13 protein-coding genes are annotated in these 17,557 nt (G+C 48.5%); 11 read left to right on the top strand and 2 right to left on the bottom strand.

Features of this window, described 5'->3' with window-relative positions; translation table 11 throughout:
• Positions 1-75: 75 nt before the first annotated feature.
• On the top strand, positions 76-957 hold the full coding sequence (locus tag P0M28_RS08565) for a DoxX family protein (protein WP_302209388.1): 882 nt from the start codon (positions 76-78) through the stop codon (positions 955-957).
• 29 nt (positions 958-986) lie between these two features.
• On the opposite strand, the gene ald is transcribed toward P0M28_RS08565, so the two are convergent.
• On the bottom strand, positions 987-2,099 hold the full coding sequence (ald, locus tag P0M28_RS08560; protein WP_302209387.1) for an alanine dehydrogenase: 1,113 nt from the start codon (positions 2,097-2,099) through the stop codon (positions 987-989).
• A 573-nt stretch (positions 2,100-2,672) separates the two neighbouring features.
• Here ald and P0M28_RS08555 point away from each other — a divergent pair.
• The 4 genes from P0M28_RS08555 (at position 2,673) to P0M28_RS08540 (ending at position 5,313) form a co-directional block, all read left to right on the top strand.
• The gene (locus P0M28_RS08555; RefSeq protein WP_302209386.1) at positions 2,673-3,767 is read left to right on the top strand and encodes a C1 family peptidase; all 1,095 of its coding nucleotides are present in this window, start codon (positions 2,673-2,675) and stop codon (positions 3,765-3,767) included.
• 17 nt (positions 3,768-3,784) lie between these two features.
• Positions 3,785-4,201 carry a hypothetical protein gene (locus tag P0M28_RS08550; RefSeq protein WP_302209385.1) on the top strand — a complete coding sequence of 139 codons (417 nt, stop codon included), beginning with the start codon at positions 3,785-3,787 and terminating at the stop codon, positions 4,199-4,201.
• 57 nt (positions 4,202-4,258) lie between these two features.
• Positions 4,259-4,567: a protease inhibitor I42 family protein gene (locus P0M28_RS08545; protein WP_302209383.1), complete on the top strand. Its 309-nt coding sequence runs from the start codon at positions 4,259-4,261 to the stop codon at positions 4,565-4,567.
• 110 nt (positions 4,568-4,677) lie between these two features.
• Positions 4,678-5,313, top strand: a complete 636-nt coding sequence (locus P0M28_RS08540; RefSeq protein ID WP_302209382.1) for a porin family protein — start codon at positions 4,678-4,680, stop codon at positions 5,311-5,313.
• Between the two features lie 159 nt (positions 5,314-5,472).
• Here the strand turns inward: P0M28_RS08540 and P0M28_RS08535 are convergent, their stop codons facing one another.
• Positions 5,473-5,925: a DUF4920 domain-containing protein gene (locus P0M28_RS08535; protein ID WP_302209381.1), complete on the bottom strand. Its 453-nt coding sequence runs from the start codon at positions 5,923-5,925 to the stop codon at positions 5,473-5,475.
• 908 nt (positions 5,926-6,833) lie between these two features.
• Here P0M28_RS08535 and P0M28_RS08530 point away from each other — a divergent pair.
• The 6 genes from P0M28_RS08530 to P0M28_RS08505 all read left to right on the top strand — a co-directional run bounded on the left by P0M28_RS08530 (position 6,834) and on the right by P0M28_RS08505 (position 17,512).
• On the top strand, positions 6,834-7,454 hold the full coding sequence (locus tag P0M28_RS08530) for an RNA polymerase sigma factor (RefSeq protein WP_302209379.1): 621 nt from the start codon (positions 6,834-6,836) through the stop codon (positions 7,452-7,454).
• A gap of 153 nt (positions 7,455-7,607) precedes the next feature.
• Positions 7,608-8,585: a FecR family protein gene (locus P0M28_RS08525; protein ID WP_302209378.1), complete on the top strand. Its 978-nt coding sequence runs from the start codon at positions 7,608-7,610 to the stop codon at positions 8,583-8,585.
• Between the two features lie 73 nt (positions 8,586-8,658).
• Complete coding sequence (locus P0M28_RS08520) at positions 8,659-12,189, top strand: SusC/RagA family TonB-linked outer membrane protein (RefSeq protein ID WP_302209377.1); 3,531 nt, start codon at positions 8,659-8,661, stop codon at positions 12,187-12,189.
• 17 nt (positions 12,190-12,206) lie between these two features.
• Entirely contained in the window at positions 12,207-13,661 is a 1,455-nt protein-coding gene (locus P0M28_RS08515; RefSeq protein WP_302209375.1) for a RagB/SusD family nutrient uptake outer membrane protein, read from the top strand.
• Positions 13,658-15,082 (top strand): sulfatase family protein, encoded by a 1,425-nt coding sequence (locus tag P0M28_RS08510; protein ID WP_302209373.1) that lies wholly within the window; start codon positions 13,658-13,660, stop codon positions 15,080-15,082. The genes P0M28_RS08515 and P0M28_RS08510 overlap by 4 nt, the downstream gene beginning before the upstream one ends.
• A 39-nt stretch (positions 15,083-15,121) precedes the next feature.
• Positions 15,122-17,512: a T9SS type A sorting domain-containing protein gene (locus tag P0M28_RS08505; RefSeq protein WP_302209371.1), complete on the top strand. Its 2,391-nt coding sequence runs from the start codon at positions 15,122-15,124 to the stop codon at positions 17,510-17,512.
• Positions 17,513-17,557 lie beyond the last annotated feature (45 nt).

The following is a 17,557-nucleotide window of genomic DNA, read 5'->3' as shown; positions in this document are numbered from 1 at the left end:
CGTTCTTGGCTTTTTTTATGCTTCGTTCGCTGAGAAGAGGCAAGCATATTGTATCTTCAGAAAAACAACCTGTTTATGCTGAAGCTGCTAAAAGACAAAGCCACTTACGAAACGATTATTCGTTACATACTTGGCTTAGCTATGCTACCGTATGCGTTAACTAAGCTATTTAGGACACAATTCATTGTTTTGCCCTTTCACGAATGGTCAGAGCCGCTGGAGCGTATTTCCGGAGTTACTTTAACTTGGGCATTTTTAGGTTATTCTAAGTGGTTTACTGTGCTACTCGGTGTACTGGAGCTTGTGCCTGCTATTCTGCTGCTTTTCCGAAAGACTAGACTGTTGGGAGCAATATTGTTGCTACCAGTAGTACTCAATGTGTTTCTTATCAATATCGCCTTAGATCTGTGGGAAGGTATCCAGCGTATCTCGGGGGTATTGCTATTGCTCAATATTGCTTTACTGATGTTTCATTTTCCCATTTTGAGAGATTTTGTATTGAAGATATTCTCGATAGGTTCTGTAAAGAGAATAGGAGTAGAAACAGCAGTTAATATAGTGCTGATAGGAATTGTTTCTTACTTCTTCTTGGATCAGGTGCTCAGTTATCTGGATCAGCGAAATTTTTTGACGGGCGACTGGTACAATGGTCGCCCCAATGTCTGGGTGGTTACGGAAACTACCTCGGCAGGGGAAGTGAATAAAATAAATAGCCCCTACGAACAGGGGCATCCTCGGTACTATTTCCATCCTCAAGACTGGGTAACGGAGTTTTTACCAGGAAGCAACGAACCTCTGGGCAAAGCGTATAAATTAGACGAAGAAGATCAGATACTGAAAGTCTTCACTAAGTCAGATACGCTCAAGGGAAATTACGCACTGATGGGTAAAGATACTCTGGAGTGGATGTTAGAGAACGGTACTACTATGCGCTTGACCCGACGGGAGCTAAAGTAGTTGTACTGCCACTACGTTGTAGTTATCTATTACAAATGCTCTTCTACCGGCACATACGGCAAACCGAAAGCATCAGCCACACTCTGGTAAACCACTTCTCCTCGCACTACGTTGAGGCCGAGCTTAAGTGGGGTAGACTGCTGACAGGCTTGCTCCCAACCTAGTCTAGCCAGTTGTAGTGTATAGGGCAATGTGGCGTTGGTCAATGCTAAGGTAGACGTATACGGTACTGCCCCTGGCATATTGGCTACGCAGTAGTGCAGCACGTCATCAATCACATAGGTTGGGTTCTCATGAGTGGTAGGCTCACAAGTTTCGATGCAGCCCCCTTGATCAACGGCCACATCAACCAGTACTGTGCCCGGCCTCATTTCTTGCAGCATATCGCGCGTAATGAGCTTAGGGGCTTTGGCACCCGGAATGAGCACGGCACCTACAATTAAATCGTGCGAACTAATAAGTGAGCGAATGTTGTATTCGCTGGACATGAAGGTGTTCACATTAGCCGGCAGTACATCATCTAAATAACGTAGCCTATTTAGGCTGATGTCCATAATGGTAACATCAGCCCCTAAGCCGGCTGCCATTTTAGCAGCATTGGTACCCACAATACCTCCGCCCAAGATAAGCACCTTCGCGGGACGTACGCCGGGCACTCCGCCCAACAGAATACCTCGCCCTTGCATGGGTTTTTCCAAATACTTCGCTCCTTCCTGAATAGACATCCGTCCGGCTACTTCCGACATGGGGACTAACAGTGGCAAGCTGCGATCGGGCAGTTCTACCGTTTCGTAGGCTAAGCAAACCGCGCCACTTTTAATCATAGCGTGGGTAAGGGCTTCGCTGGAAGCAAAGTGAAAATACGTGAAGACCAGCTGATCTTTACGCACTAGGTCGTACTCCGGGGCAATCGGTTCTTTTACCTTCACAATCATCTCGGCCGATTCGTAGACAGCTTCAATAGTTGGGAGTATTTCGGCACCTGCTTCGGTATATTCTGCATCAGTAAACCCACTGCCTTCTCCGGCATTTTGCTGAATGTATACGGTATGGCCAACTTTGGTAAGTTCTTTAGCTCCGGCGGGGGTAAGGGCTACCCGGTTCTCATTATTTTTTATCTCTTGAGGTACTCCGACAATCATAAATACTGGATTAATGTTGGTAGTGAAATCAGGCTGCAAATATACGTGATCTGGCAGAGTTTATTCGATTGAAATCTTTCAAAAATTATCGTTTCATCTCTATCCATACTTCCCGACCTATCGTACGTAGGTAAGACAATCATCTCTCTCCGTACCTCTTTAGTTTATTATCAAGCCAGGTTGAGAACATACTAATAAAAAATTTTAATGTACCGGGTTACATATTGGGATGCTGCACTACTAACCAATAAAAGCTAGCAATTCTACCGGGCAAATGAAGTTGCCTTATTAGCCAAATGAGATTCAGAGACTACGTATGAATCCGACTATACCAGCCCTGCCCCCTACAGGTACTGTAGCTGCCTGGAATTTTGCAGACGTAAAGAGCCTGGGGCAAACGCATTAATATTCTAAGAGACCTTTCTAGTAGACAAAGCACGTTTTCTTCGCTCCAACCAAAGAGAAGGTTCGGTACGAAAATAACCGTACTCTTCAAAATTGGTATATCCAGATTTTAGTGTGCTTGCCCTGTAAAAAACCACAAAATCAATTTTCACACTTAAACTATGTATTATGGCAAAATTAGAAATTGCTGAATTGCAGGCCCAACTCATTGACGAAGCGTGGGACGCTGCCCCGAACCCCATCACTGAAATGAGTGATGAAGAGCAAACTATTATTTTAGGGGCAACTCCTCCCGATGGCCCACCTTCAAAAACTCAGAAAGAAACATCCAAAAAATCGGCCCTGGCCCAACATCAGCGGGTAAGCGCCCGAACGGGAGCCGGGGCACACCCCAGTAGCTTCGATTGGCGCAGTAAAGATGGTGGTAACTACGTTACTGCTATTAAAAGCCAAGGTGGCTGTGGCTCTTGTGTGGCATTTGGAGTGCTCTCAGTGGTAGAATCAATGGTGCGTATCACGAAGAACATGCCGAATTATGACACCGATCTTTCGGAAGCCCACCTGTTCTACTGCCTCAAAGGCGATCCTAACGGATGTAGAAACGGGTGGTGGCCCACTACGGCTTACGATAAAGTAAAAGATACTGGCGTAGCCAAAGAAAGTTATTTTCCGTACGTAAGCAGCCAGCAGAGTTGTTTGGTAAGCAATGGCTGGCAGAATGAGAAGCTTACCATTACTAACTACAAAGCACTAAGCAACGTAAACGCTATTAAGGAGCATATTGCTAACGTAGGCCCGGTAAGTGCATGCTTTGAAGTATTCGGTGATTTTTATAGCTACCAAAGCGGGGTTTACCGGCATGTTTCCGGCGACTCCGAGGGGTGGCACTGTATATCCATTATAGGCTATAATGATGCGGGTGGATACTGGATAGGAAAAAACAGTTGGGGCACTAACTGGGGCGAAGAAGGCTATCTGAAGATTAAATACGGTGAATGTTCTATTGAACACTACGGTATGTGGGGTGTGCTAGGCATTGTCGATACCGGCTGGATTTACAAAAAGAAAATCACGGGGCTTTGGTCTAACAGTGCCGGGCTGAATTGCTACGCGTATATACAAGACGAGGGCTGGAAAAAGATTGCTAACAACAATCGAGAGAACCATTTCATGATTTTGAGTGCGTTGATTAACGCAAAAAATAGAGATGCCGCTCCAAGTATTTACATTAAAGATGGAAAGATAGAACAAGTATATGCCTAATTATAAAAATAGTTATTATGTCTAAGAAAGTGTCAAAACCAGAAGCTAATTTTGCAGCCCAATCCCAAACCGAGGGAGATGAGCAACCGAAACCAGAAATGAATCCGGATGATCTTCAACAAGATGCCAGCCAGGAATCTACATCGGCCGGGGAGCCATCACTAAACCCTCCTGAAGCGGGTATTTTCGCAGAAGGTGATATGCAGGCTACTGCGTGGTTCAATTCCAAAAAAGTCACGGGGGTTTGGGCTTCAAATAATAATAAAAATGCGTATCTGCACATCCACGGGGTAGGCTGGGTGAAGCTAAACGATGCCAATGCCGACAGCGTTCACGCTATGTACCTGATGGGCTGTGTTGCCCGACAGGAAAACCGCAATGTGAATTATCGTAAAGAGAACGATAATAAGATTCACGAAATTTATGTTTGGTAAACCTTAACTAAGGCAAGGGGGTTGTTTAACTTTAGGCAACCCTTTTGTTTTCTATCTATGCAACTCACCGACGAAGACAATGGACGTACTGTAAAGCTGCCCGAAGGCACCCAATCTATCACAATAAGATTGCTGGAAACGCCTACATCGGGCTACCTGTGGGATGTAGAACAAACGCCTGCCAACGTAACCGTTGTTTCTAAAAATCTGGAAAAATCTACAGCAAAGGCCGCAGGAGCTTCTGGAATCCGTATTTTCAACTTTCGGCCAGAAGCTGAACCAGTAACCGGGACTTTAAAGCTTCGAAACTGTCGACCGTGGGATAGCAATGATGTGATAGCTAGCTACACTCTTACTTTTGAATAGTGTTTAGAGAGAACGTAGCCCTTCTAAAAAACTTCGTAATTAGAGCAATTTCTAGTGGCTTAAGGCCGTTCCTTAGATAATTATATTTTTTACCGATCACCCCTAGTGGTATGAAGCTACTTTTCGCCTCAACCTTGCTACTGTTAGCTACCCAAGCTACTTTCGCCCAGTTTCATTACGGTATTAAGGGTGGAGTTGGTCTAACCGGTATGGATTTAAATCAGCCGGGAATAAGTAATTCCCAGTATCGCCTATCGTATCAAGCAGGCTTCTACGGAACCCAAGTTATGGGCAAGCGGTTCTTCTCTACAACCGAGCTACTGTACGCTAACAAGGGGTTTCGAGCCGATGCTCCCCCCATTGCAGTAGGTGGATCACCTCAGGGTCACAGTGTGCATCTGCATTACCTGAGTTTACCTGTTTTTGGTGGATACTCTATCACTGAACGAATCTTCGTGATGGTGGGGCTTGAAGTTAGCTATCTTATGGCGGCTCGAACCAGGGTTGACTCAGAAAGCAACAATACTAGTTTCTTTTGGCAAGAAGGGTTTGATTATGGACTAGCGGCTGGCGCAGGCTATCGTATCAACCAGAGGGTGAACGTAGATATCAGGTATGTACACGGACTGAGGGATGTAGCCCCTAACAATTATCGGTGGGCTGATCCTCAAGACCCGCTAGCTACCTTTGACTTCCGATCGCAAAATCGTGTGTTTCAACTATCGTTGGCTTATCAATTAAACTAGAGCCAGACAGTCAGACAGTTCATCTACTTTTCCACAATTACCCCCGTCAGCCACAAAAGAAAGTCGCGCTTTAAACTGTGTGATCTGATTACTCTTGCCCCTGCCCACGGAGAAATACTCTTCTGTGCCTTGTTGAATAACAAAGTATCGCAGAAATAATTACTCCTCCACAATCACCCCATCAGCTACAAAAGAGAGCTGAGATTTGGGCTCAGTGATTTTCTCAATTTCTTCGGCTGATTGTCCAGCATCTTCGGCTAGGTGGCGTTGGTCATCTACTGATACGGTTTCTACCAGAGCCTCGCCCACAATAACCACAGTTTGCCCGGTAATATCTTTGGGCACAAAGAAGCCGTAATCTTTAAAGCGTACCATCATTTCCCGGTTGTTGCCCACATTAACGGTCATCCAGCAGCCCTTCATCTGGCATACACCGGTAACCTCGCCCCTCACCTTGGTTTCTACGCTTTCTTCATCCGCTAAAGTTTCGGGCAATTCAGTGGCGGCAATGGCATCTTGGTCAGTAATTTTCTCGCCGAAGTACTGTTGGGCGGAGGCTACACTGACGAAGAAACAAAGCAATAAGGTATACAATAGAGGTTTCATAGGCATACAAAAGTATTTAATGGTTAAAGCAATTAACAGCAGTTTGAATGCTTGAGTTCTCAGTTTAGCTCTTTACTGCGTAGGGCCGTCGGATGTTATTCTTGGTTTCCGATGATAGGTAGTGGTATCTGGCATTTTGTAAGGATCAATTTCTTTCACCTCCTCATCCACACTACAGGCCACCACCGTAGCCAATGAAGATCATTTCAGAACTAGGCAAAATCCGTTCTCTTGCTTGCTGGTCGAATGCCGCACCCTGACCATCAAGTTGCTCAAGTAGTTTATGCCCAACAATATGGCTGCTCTGACAGAACCCTTTCCGGATGACTCTTCCTGTCTCTCGAAAGCTCTCACAGCTATTGTGTTTTCATAAGCATGCCCCGCAGCAGTAGTACTCTCGGCAAGCGGTGATCTTTTCGTTTTGTCCGTCAAACGATAAAGTAACGCAAACTTGACCTTTAGCTGCTTTCAATGCAAAGACGACTGCCTGCTGGTTAGTCGTAACTCTGACTACATATTGTGGTTAATTCACTTAGCGTTTGAATAAAATCAGTACTATGCATATTGCTCGCAGGGTGAACGCACTTGCTTGCTATTGTAAGCAGTTGAACTACAGTAATTTTTTAGGCCAACGCGTAGAATGCTACAACCCTAGCACATATTTTTTTTATGAAAAGGCTATGTATCGTTAGTCCTATCTGCCATCGCTCTATGCTGATACTCCCACTTGGTATTGGCGTTTGAGCAGCAAATAAAATATAGCTCAATCACGATGTGCTAAGGTATCAGGCTGCCTACAGCAGGAAGCACTAGCTAGCGGACTCTGATCTATAAAAAATTAATAAAGTATTGTTAATTCAGAAAATTTTGTAAAATTTAAGGTGATTCAAGTATTGTTGTGTCAATATTCATAATTGAAAGACCGAGTGCCCGAACAAGATCAAGCTCTCTGGCAGTCATTCTGCCGAGGCGACCGCCAAGCCCTAGATACATTCTACCTAAAGCACGTGCAACCGCTGTACAACTACGGACGTAAAGTGGCTGAAGAACAAGTGTCAGTAGAAGATGCTATCCAGGATGTTTTCGTTGACTTATGGCAGCGACGGGCTACCCTCAGTGTGCCCGATCAACCCCGGTTGTATCTCTTTCGGGCGTTGCGTTACCAAATCATTCACCAAAAGAAAAAGCAGCAAAAACGACGCTCCTTCTCCGCATTAACCGTCGATACCACCATCAGTACTGCTTCGCCCGAGCAAGATATTGTGATCCGCCAGTCGGCTGACCTTCAGTACGAAGTCTTGAGAAAGGTGATCAAAAAACTTCCGGTGCGGCAGCGAGAGATTATCAGCCTTCATTTCTTTGAAAAACTATCTTGCGACGAGATCGGAACGATTATGCAATTGCAACCGCAGTCGGTTTACAACCTGCTTCATCGAGCCATTACACACCTCAAGAAGACGCTACCCCTTCAGCTAAAAGCGGTGGAATGGCTCATTGTGGTACTCAGCTTTGCTTCTCAACTACAAGCTGCTTAGTAAAATTTTATATTTCGATCTGTATTTTTGCCATATCAACAAAAGAAATGGTGATTTTATGCTGTTGATATAATTATGAAAAAATAATACACCTTTACTGAGTAGAACTAGCCTCTGTTCTACACTTGTCTGTACCGAACCCAACAACCAGGTATGGACTATACACACTATCAAACCGAAGACTTTGTGCTGGACGAACGCTTCCGGCAATGGGTGTTGCAACAGCAGCACAATACCTTCTGGCAAAACTTTTTAATCGAGCACCCGCACAAGGAAGCGGAAATCCGGCAAGCCCGCCAAATCATACTGAACATCGATAAGGAATATGAGTCCCTTCCCCAAGAAGGAGTAGAAAAAATCCGGCAAAGTATTCAGCGGCGCATTGCTGCCCCAACGGCGGCAGTCCGCCCACTGTACCGCCCTTCGTGGGGAATAGCTGCTTCCCTAGCAGGAGTATTACTCGTGAGTGCCTTAGCTATATGGTGGCTAACCCGCCCTGCTATGCTCACGTACGAAACTGGTTTTGGCGAGGTAGCCGACGTTCGATTGCCCGACGGGTCGGCGGTTACCCTCAATGCCAATTCTACCCTGTACTGGTACACCGAAGTGCCCGACCGGCAGGTGGTGCTGGAAGGAGAAGCTTTTTTCCATGTGCGTAAAGATCACGGGAGAACGTTTACCGTACGGGCCAATGACGTGGAAGTAAAAGTACTGGGTACCAGCTTTAACGTAAAAAATCGCCGCGACCAGACCCAAGTTGTGCTGCGTAGCGGATCGGTAGCACTACGGCATACCCCCAGTGGCGAAGAGGCCCTGATGCAACCGGGCGACTTAGTATCAGTTACTGAGAACGCCCCTTTGACCCGGCAGCGGGTGGATACCGAATCGTACACCGCCTACACCGAGCAGCAGCTACGTATTGACCAAACCTCGCTCGCTGAACTAGCCATTATTATTGAGGACCTATACGGATACTCGGTGACCTTTGAGGGTGAGACGCTGCCTCAGCGAAGGTTTACGGCTACTACCGAGGTGCCGCTTCGGGAATTGGACACCTTACTGCAATTGATTGAAGCCACCTTTGGGGTAGGGATAGTGCAAACCAAAGACGAAATCATCATCCGAGATTGAGAACCATTGCGATAAATACGACGACAGGCATTGAACAAGAACGATAAAATTATATAACCTAAAATTACCTTCTATGAAATCACTTCTAACGAAGACGTTTGGTAAGAAAACGATCCCGAAAGCAGGCTACCTAGTAGTAGCCAGTATGTTGCTGATCGTTTCTTCGGGACAGGCGCAGCGTCTGGCTTCTTTACACCCGGCTGGTGGGGTATCCCCCGCACTGCTCCAGCAAGAAGCGCAACAACTAAAAACGTTGTTGCAGAACATCGGCACTAGGTATCAAACCAGCATTGTGTTTGAGGATGAACTAGTGCAGGGCAAAACGGTACGCATTGATGATCGCATCCTAAACCCTGATGCTACTCAGATTGAAGATGCGCTAACCAAAATCCTGGTTCCACTCGGACTCAGCTATCGGAAGTTACAGCATTATTTCGTCATTCAGGCACAGGCAACCCCTACATTAGAGGTGTCTCCCGTGACTCCCCGACCAACCAGCTCTGCCAAGCCGAGCAGTAGGCTGACCAAAATCTCCCCCGTAGCATTGGCTCAGAGAAAAGTCACGGAGCAAACCATTACTGGCCAAGTGACGGATGTTTCTACTAATGAAACCCTGCCCGGCGTCAACGTATTGGTGAAAGGCACTACCGTAGGTACGGTTACCAATATTGACGGCAACTATCGCCTCACCGCGCCCGACGATGCCGAAACCTTGGTGTTTTCGTCCGTAGGCTACACCAGTGAAGAAGTAGCTATCAACGGACGTAGTACTATCAACTTAGGGCTAGACCCGGATGTTCAGTCGCTATCGGAGGTGGTTGTAATTGGTTACGGTACCGTCAAGAAAAGCGATTTTTCAGGGTCAGTTTCTTCGGTAGAAGGGGAGGATTTGCAAACAACTCCGGCCAACACCTTTGTGCAATCGTTGCAGGGACGCGCCCCAGGCGTAGATGTGCGAGCCGCTTCCAACGCGCCGGGCGGGGGTATTCGGGTACGTATTCGGGGAGCCAATTCCATCAATGCCTCTAGCGATCCGCTTTACGTGATCGACGGTTTTCCGATTGATAACAGTACGCCGCTCACTCCCCAAGCAGCCGGTAACAACGCTTTTGGAGCCGATCCTCTATCATCCATCAGTCCCAACGATATTGAGTCAATTGAGATTTTAAAAGATGCCTCAGCTACCGCTATTTACGGAGCCCGAGGCGCTAACGGGGTGGTTATTATCACCACCAAACGGGGTGAAGTGGGTAAGCCTACAATTGATTTTGATTATTTTTTGCGCGTTGATAATGTGCGTAAAACACTCAATTTAGCAAATGCCCAAGAATTAGCTATTCTGAACAATGAGTGGGCTGCTAACAACGGACGCGATCCTATTTATGACGGTGTAAATCGCCCGCTTCCCGAAGAGCTAGGCGAGGGCACCGACTGGCAAGATGAAATTTTTCGTACAGCACTCGTCCATTCTTACAACCTGACGGTATCCGGGGGGAGCGAAAATACCCGATATTTAGTTTCGGGCAACTACTTCGATCAAGACGGAATTATCATCGAGTCTAACTTCAAACGAGGCGGACTAAAGTTTAATCTGGATCAGCAGGTAAGTAGTCGGCTCAAATTCGGGGTAAATCTCAACGCTAACCGCACCGTAAATGATGCGGTGCCTTCGGATGGCACTGGATTCCGAAATGATTCCCCACTGTGGAATGCGCTAACCACCACCCCGGTGATTCCGGTGGTAGATGAAGAGGGTAATTACGTAGATAACCACGATGAAACTGTGAAGATTTTAGAAAACCCAGTAGCTATTGCCCGCACTCGTTCCGACATCACGTACACCAATCGTATTCTCGGTAGCTCATTTGCCGATCTGCAACTAACCGAAGGGCTTACCTTCCGGGCTAATTTTGGAGCCGACCTAATTACGTCTAAGCGCAATGTCTACATTCCGAATACGGCCGAAACCCAGGCTCTTCCTAACCTGGGGGTGGCTTCGGTAGGGAATATTCAGAGTGCTAACTGGTTGCAGGAGTACACGCTGAACTACGATGCCAACCTAGGAGCTAATCATCAGCTCAATGCAGTAGTCGGTTATACGGTGCAAACCCGCAATACAGAGGAAGTATTCAGTCGTACTGATGACTTCTTTACGAACAAGCTGGAGTTTAATAATCTAGGTTTAGGAGCTGATCCTCGCCCATCAACAAGCAATGCGGTAGAGACTGCCCTGCTGTCTTACCTAGGGCGGGTCAACTACGTATTTCGGGATAAGTATATTGTCACAGGCACGGTACGGCGCGATGGTTCGTCCAAGTTTGGGGAAGATAATAAGTGGGGGCTGTTTCCTTCGGCGGCAGTAGCCTGGCGCCTGGGTGACGAAGCTTTTCTGCAAGATAATGCTCTGATTAGCGACTTGAAGCTGCGTGCCTCCTACGGGGTTACCGGTAATGAAAGTATCAGTCCGTACTCTTCTCTGTCACTTTACAATGTAAACCGTCCGATCATTGGTGGGGCACCCGCTATTGGCCTGATACCGAACCGAATTCCCAATCCCGATCTGAGGTGGGAGCGCACAGCGCAGTTTAATGTAGGCGTTGACGCTGCTTTCTGGGAAGGACGCGTCAACTTCACCGCTGATTACTATGTGAAGCGAACCAACGATCTGCTGCTGAATGTGGCTATTCCGAACCAGTCAGGTTACGCTAATTCCGTACAAAATATTGGTGAAATAGAAAATCGGGGCGTAGAACTCCAATTGGGCTTTAATAATACTTTTGGTAGGTTTCGGTGGCGCTCTTCGTTCAACATTTCATTCAATCGCAATGAGCTGATTTCGCTGCCCGATGGTGTAGAGCGACTGCTCTTTGGTATCGGTCGGGGCGAATCAGCTCATGGTCGCTCTATTGCCCTGCCGGGGCAGCCACTCGGTCTTTTTTATGGCTACCGTTTTGAGGGTATCTGGCAAACCGAAGAAGAAATCATTGAAGCCGGCAATACGGTAGGCGGGGTAAATCGACCTGGCTTGCCTCGCTACGCTGACTTAAATGGTGACGGGTTTCAGCGAAACGACGACGACCGGGAGATCGTGGGTGACCCTAACCCGGATTTTATCTACGGCTTTTCTAATGATTTCTCTTACGGAGGTTTTACGCTTACCGTATTTATCAATGGGGTGTACGGTAATGAAATTGCCGATCTGAACCGAATTGGATTGCTAGCCCAGCCCCAGAAGCATAATGTACTTCAGCAGTACTTTGACGAACGTTGGACGGGACCAGGCACCAGCAATACTATTGAGGCCCCCCTCACAAACGCGGGCGAGTGGAAAAACTTCAGCGATCGTGATGTGATTGACGGTTCCTTCTTGCGAGTAAAAACAATCACGTTGGCCTACGAACTGCCTACCAACGCACTGGGTGCCGATTGGTTACGCCGGGCGCAAGTATATGTAGCGGGCGACAATCTGATCACTGTGACAAACTATACGGGTTTTGATCCAGAAGTAGATTTGTACTCGTCCAGCAGCGTGCAGGTGGGGGTAGACAACGGCGGGTATCCGGCAGCTCGCAGCATCCGATTCGGAGTTCGGTTAGGATTTTAACGAAAAATATAAAAACTATGAAAATTATACACCAATACTTACTACTATTCCTGAGCTTGCTGCTCACGGTGGCCTGTGATGATTTATTAGAAGAAGATCCACCTAGCAACATTGGCTCTACTAACTTCTACGAAACCGAAGAAGATGCATTAGCCGGACTTTACGGAGCCTACAACAGTCTATACGATGTGTACTCGCCCGACAACGTAATCAATTATGGGGAGATAAACGCCGACGATCTGACAATCTCTCCCATTGTACCCGATCGCTTCGAGTGGGATAATTTTACGTATAATTCGGAGATTACCGGGGGGCTATGGAACAGCGCCTACCAGGGAATTAACCGCGCCAACGAAGTAATCGTCAACACCGAGGCGATTGATTTTGAGGCGGGGCGTAAGGCTGATCTCATCGCTGAAGCCCAAGCCCTCCGGGCGCTGTATTACTTTGCGCTGGTGCGAGCTATCGGCGGGGTGCCCCTCTACGAAACACCTACTACTAGCTTTGACAACATCTACGCACCCCGAGCGAGTGAAGAAGACGTGTACGCGCTAGTCATTCGCGACCTAGAAGCAGCTGCCAACGAGCTGGAGTCAGAAAGTTTAGCCGGACGGATTAACAGCGGAGTGGCTAACGCCTATTTGGCTCGGGTACACTTATATCTAGGCAATTATCAGGAGGCACTCACCCACGCTCAGAACATAATCAATAGTGGGCAGTACCAACTGCTGCCTGACTACGCTGCGGTATTTGATCCTCAAAATAATAATAGCGCGGAGCATATCTTTCAGATACAGTATTTAAGCGGAGAGCGAAACAACAACTTGCCCAGTAGGTTTGGTCCCCGAATGCCCGCGGGAGGGGAATTTACCAACTCATTTTGGGCGGGTACTACCATTCCGGGTTTAGCAGCACCTACTGACGAATTTATAGCCGAGAGTCCTGTGTCGTATCGTCGCTCGGTCACCATTGCCGATCAGTACGAGCATATTGACGGAGTGACTGGAACCATCACCATGGAAGAAATCTTCGGTGGGGAGTTTCCTTTCTACATCAGTAAGTTTGACGACCGAACTGGCGAGCTCCAGTCAGGGATGAATCTTACCCTGTTCCGCTACGCAGACATACTACTCATTGCAGCCGAAGCAATGAATGAAGTAGAAGCAGGAAGCAACCAAAAGTACGATTGGATCAATCAAGTGCGAACCCGAGCGCGCAACGGGGTAGAAGAGAACCTCCCCAACTTAGCCGGACTGAGCCAGGAAGTATTCCGAGAAGCGGTGCTGGAAGAGCGGCGGTTTGAGCTGGCTTTCGAGGGGCAACGGGCTTGGGATTTGAAACGCCGAGGGCTATTTCTGGAGGCAGTACGGGATCAGGAAAAAACGGTAATGGATTTTATGCTGCTATTCCCGGTCCCGGATGATCAGGTGCAACTCAACAATAATCTGGAGCAGAATACCGGATGGGAATGATCACCCTGGTTGGTGCTATAGTGATAGGATTGACAGGGTTGATGATTAAGCCACCGCAGTCCTCAGCTCGCCCTAACATTCTTCTGATCATGAGCGACGATCAGGGGTGGGGCGATGCGGGTTATCAAGATCATCCGGAGCTTAAAACACCTTATCTGGATAGCCTGGCCGCCGATGGGCTGGTTTTTAATCGGTTTTATGCGGCCGCTCCGGTGTGTTCTCCTACCCGGGGTAGTATGCTGACCGGTCGACATCCCTACCGCTACGGCATCTACTACGCCAACGTTGGGCACCTACCCAAAGAAGAGGTAACCCTGCCCGAACTGCTGCGGGAGCAGGGGTATCGCACTGGTCACTTCGGCAAGTGGCATTTGGGACTGATGGATAGCCTTGTTGTTGAGAGCAATCGCGGGGGCATCGCCAAGAACCAGCAGCATTACGCTCCGCCTTGGGAGCACGGCTACGACCAGTGCTTTGCCACCGAATCGAAGGTGCCTACCTGGAACCCGATGGTGAATCCGCCGCACACGGTAGCCGGTGCCAATAAAAAGCAGAGCGAAGGTGATTCGTTCGGTACCTACTATTGGACAGGGCCGGGCCGATTGGCTACCAATAATCTGACGGGCGATGATTCGCGGGTGATTATGGATCGGGTGATTCCTTTTGTGGAACAAGCGGTGCGAGAGGATACCCCCTTTTTCGCTACTATCTGGTTCCACACGCCACATTCACCGGTGGTAGCGGGCGAAGCTTACCGTCAGCCGTACACCCATCTCCCGTCAGAAAAGCAGCACTACTACGGTAGCCTGACGGCGATGGACAAGCAAATTGGTCGGCTACGGGAGGTACTTCGCCAGGCGGGCGTAGCCGAGCATACCCTCATTTGGTTTTGTTCGGACAACGGCCCAGCGGCGGGTGGGGGTGGGCCCGGATGGCAAACGGGTGGACGGCAGCAGGGATTAACCGGAGGGCTTAAAGGCAGGAAAGGGTCGCTGTACGAGGGGGGAATTCGGGTACCCGGCGTGGTCGTGTGGCCAGCTGCAATACCCGCCGGGCAAAGCACTGAGGTTCCAGTTACCACGTCGGACATACTGCCTACGCTGGGCGAGTTGCTGGGGATTGACCTATCCAGCTTGCACCTGGATGGAGAAAGTATGAAGGACTTACTGACGAAAAACGCAGAACAGCCTCGGAAAAAAGCCATTGGCTTTCAATCACGGTTCGAGGGAAACGAACATCAGGTCTGGATGGGTAACCGTTACAAGCTACACCGCACGGTCAACAGTGATAGCCTATGGCTTACTGATCTGGTTCGTGACCCCCAAGAAAGTAAGAACCTGGCCCTCGAACGCCCTGAGCTGGCCGACGAAATGAGCCAGGCACTAGCACGATGGATTGAGCGGTGTAAAGATGACCGCTAGAAAAGAGAAACTATCTATTCTTAACAAACTAGTGATGTAATGAAAAAGCTATTCCGCCCTTTGACAGTAGGATTGTTGTTAATCGTAATCGTGCCTTCGTTAGCGCAGACCGTAGTAACCTACCCCGCGCCAACCGGATCAGGTGCCCCGGTGATGAGTGATGATTACGATGTCAGCGTAGAAGGCCAAACTCTAGATGTGTATCGCACCTGGACGAATGCTCGGGTGCAGTATAGCAATTGGGCTCACCGCGACAATGAAGCGGCGATGGCCTACTTCGACTTTTCGGGCACAGTCACTATATCAGTCACTGTGAACCATACTTCAGTAAATAGCTACAAGCTGTATCCTAGTCGGGCAGGCATTAGTGCTTCACGTTCGGGTAACACTATTACTTTTAGCTTAACTGGCCCGCCGAAGCAATTAGTGCTGAAGATCAACGACGACTGGCGGCACAGCTTGCATATCTTTGCCAATCCGCTGGAAACTAATATTCCTAATGCTAACGATGCTAATGTGCGCTATTTTGGACCAGGAGTACATACTCCAGCGGATGGTGGGGTACCCGGGCGAATAGAACTACATTCCGACCAAACCCTTTACATTGCAGGGGGAGCGGTGGTTAAAGGAATAATTCGGGCTAATGATGCTACTACTAAGAATAATGTGACCATCCGAGGTCGGGGCATCTTACAATTTGAGGGCAGCGGTATCACCACTACCTTCGACCGAATGATTAACATCCGTCGGGCTAATAACCTTACCATTCGTGACATTATTGTGCTAGGCTACACCGATGCTAACGAAACCGCCTACAGTCGCTTTGGTCTACAACTGACGTGGTGTAACGATGTAGTAGTAGACAACCTCAAGTATATTGGCCACGCTCGCACTTCGGACGGCCCCAACGTTGGTAGCTGTCGTAACGTGATGATCAAACGAGGATTCTTTCGGGCGTTTGACGATGCCTCCTGCATTAAAGGTTTCACCGACACTAGTTATGGAAACTACAACCAGTACGATCAGGGACCTCATCATAAAATTACCGAAGATGTATGGTTTGAGGATTGTATATTAGTCTGTGATAAAGTGGGCTGGCAAGGGAATGCGATCAACATGGCGTGGCAGACCTACACGCCGGAAATTAAGAACAGCGGTTGGAAGCGAATTGATATTATCCGGGCAGGTGGTCATACGGTGCGTATTGAGCCCGAGGAGGTAGCTGATGCTAACGTAACGATCAAGAACGTTTTGCTGGAAGACATTCGTATAGAAGAAGCCCCGGCCAGCAAGCATTTTGAAATTAGAGCCATCAACCGAACCAACCGAGATGAAGGGGGAAGTACCCCTACTTATGTTCAGAATGTAACGATCAAAAACTTCCGAGCCTTAGCTGGTTTAGGCAAGTCCTCGCAGATGACCGGCAATGTAAGTAACTTTGTCTTTGAGAACCTTCAGATTGAAGGGCAGGTAATCAATAGCCGGAGCAAGGCCACTGATAATAGTTTGGGTAAGTTTTCTATTGGGAGTGGGGTGGGAGTGTCTTTCAGTAGCGATACCCCGCCACCGCCACCTTCGGGAGGCTTTCCTGATCCGGATAAGTGGTATCACATTCGCAGCGTACAACACAACAAGTACATCCAGGGTACTGATACTCCTGACGCTACCGGGTCGGCGAGCTGTAGCGGCACTACCTCAGAGAATGTACGGGGGGTAAGCACTAGCAAAACGGGCAGCTGGACGCAATGGCGCTTTATCCCAACGGGTAATAACGAATACCGCTTAGAGAATAGGCAGCACGGTCATTGGCTGCAAGCCACTAACGTAGCCGATGCCGTGGCCAACGTGCCCGGTACTGAGGTGTGCGGCGACCCGAATGGCAAAGCGGTACGGGCGGTATCTACCTCCTGTACGGGTACTGACCCTCGATGGAAGTTGGTGAGCAGGGGATCAGGTAAGTACAACCTAGAGAACGTTTCGTACGGCAGTTACCTACAGTGTTTAGACGATACCGATACGGATACGGGGTCAGAAGGCGGCGGGGTGCAGCTACGTATGACGAGTAGTAGTTGCATGGGTAGCTGGACGCAGTGGAATTTTGTAGAAGCCGGTAGTGGAGCCAGCAGCCGAACAGCCTCAGAGGTAACAACCAAGCAGGGTGCTACGGATGGTTCCAGCCTTGCGGATGGGAGTACTACACCACTACAGGCGTACCCTAATCCCGCGCAGGGCTACTTACACGTGCAGGTGCCCCAGGGCAGTACACAGCTAGCGGTATACAACGTACAGGGTCAGCAGGTTCTTCATCAACCCATTGGCAGCCAGGCTGAAGAAGCTGAGGTGGATGTAGCCTCACTCACCCCGGGGCTGTACCTGCTGAAAACCTATGCTAACGGACAGATGCACCAAACTAGGTGGGCAAAGCAGTAAGCTGTCATGATAAAATCTTGCTATTTGGATGACACAATGATCCGA

This window comes from Tunicatimonas pelagia, from assembly GCF_030506325.1.
GTDB lineage: Bacteria > Bacteroidota > Bacteroidia > Cytophagales > Cyclobacteriaceae > Tunicatimonas > Tunicatimonas pelagia.
This window is presented reverse-complemented; position numbering and strand designations above follow the sequence as displayed.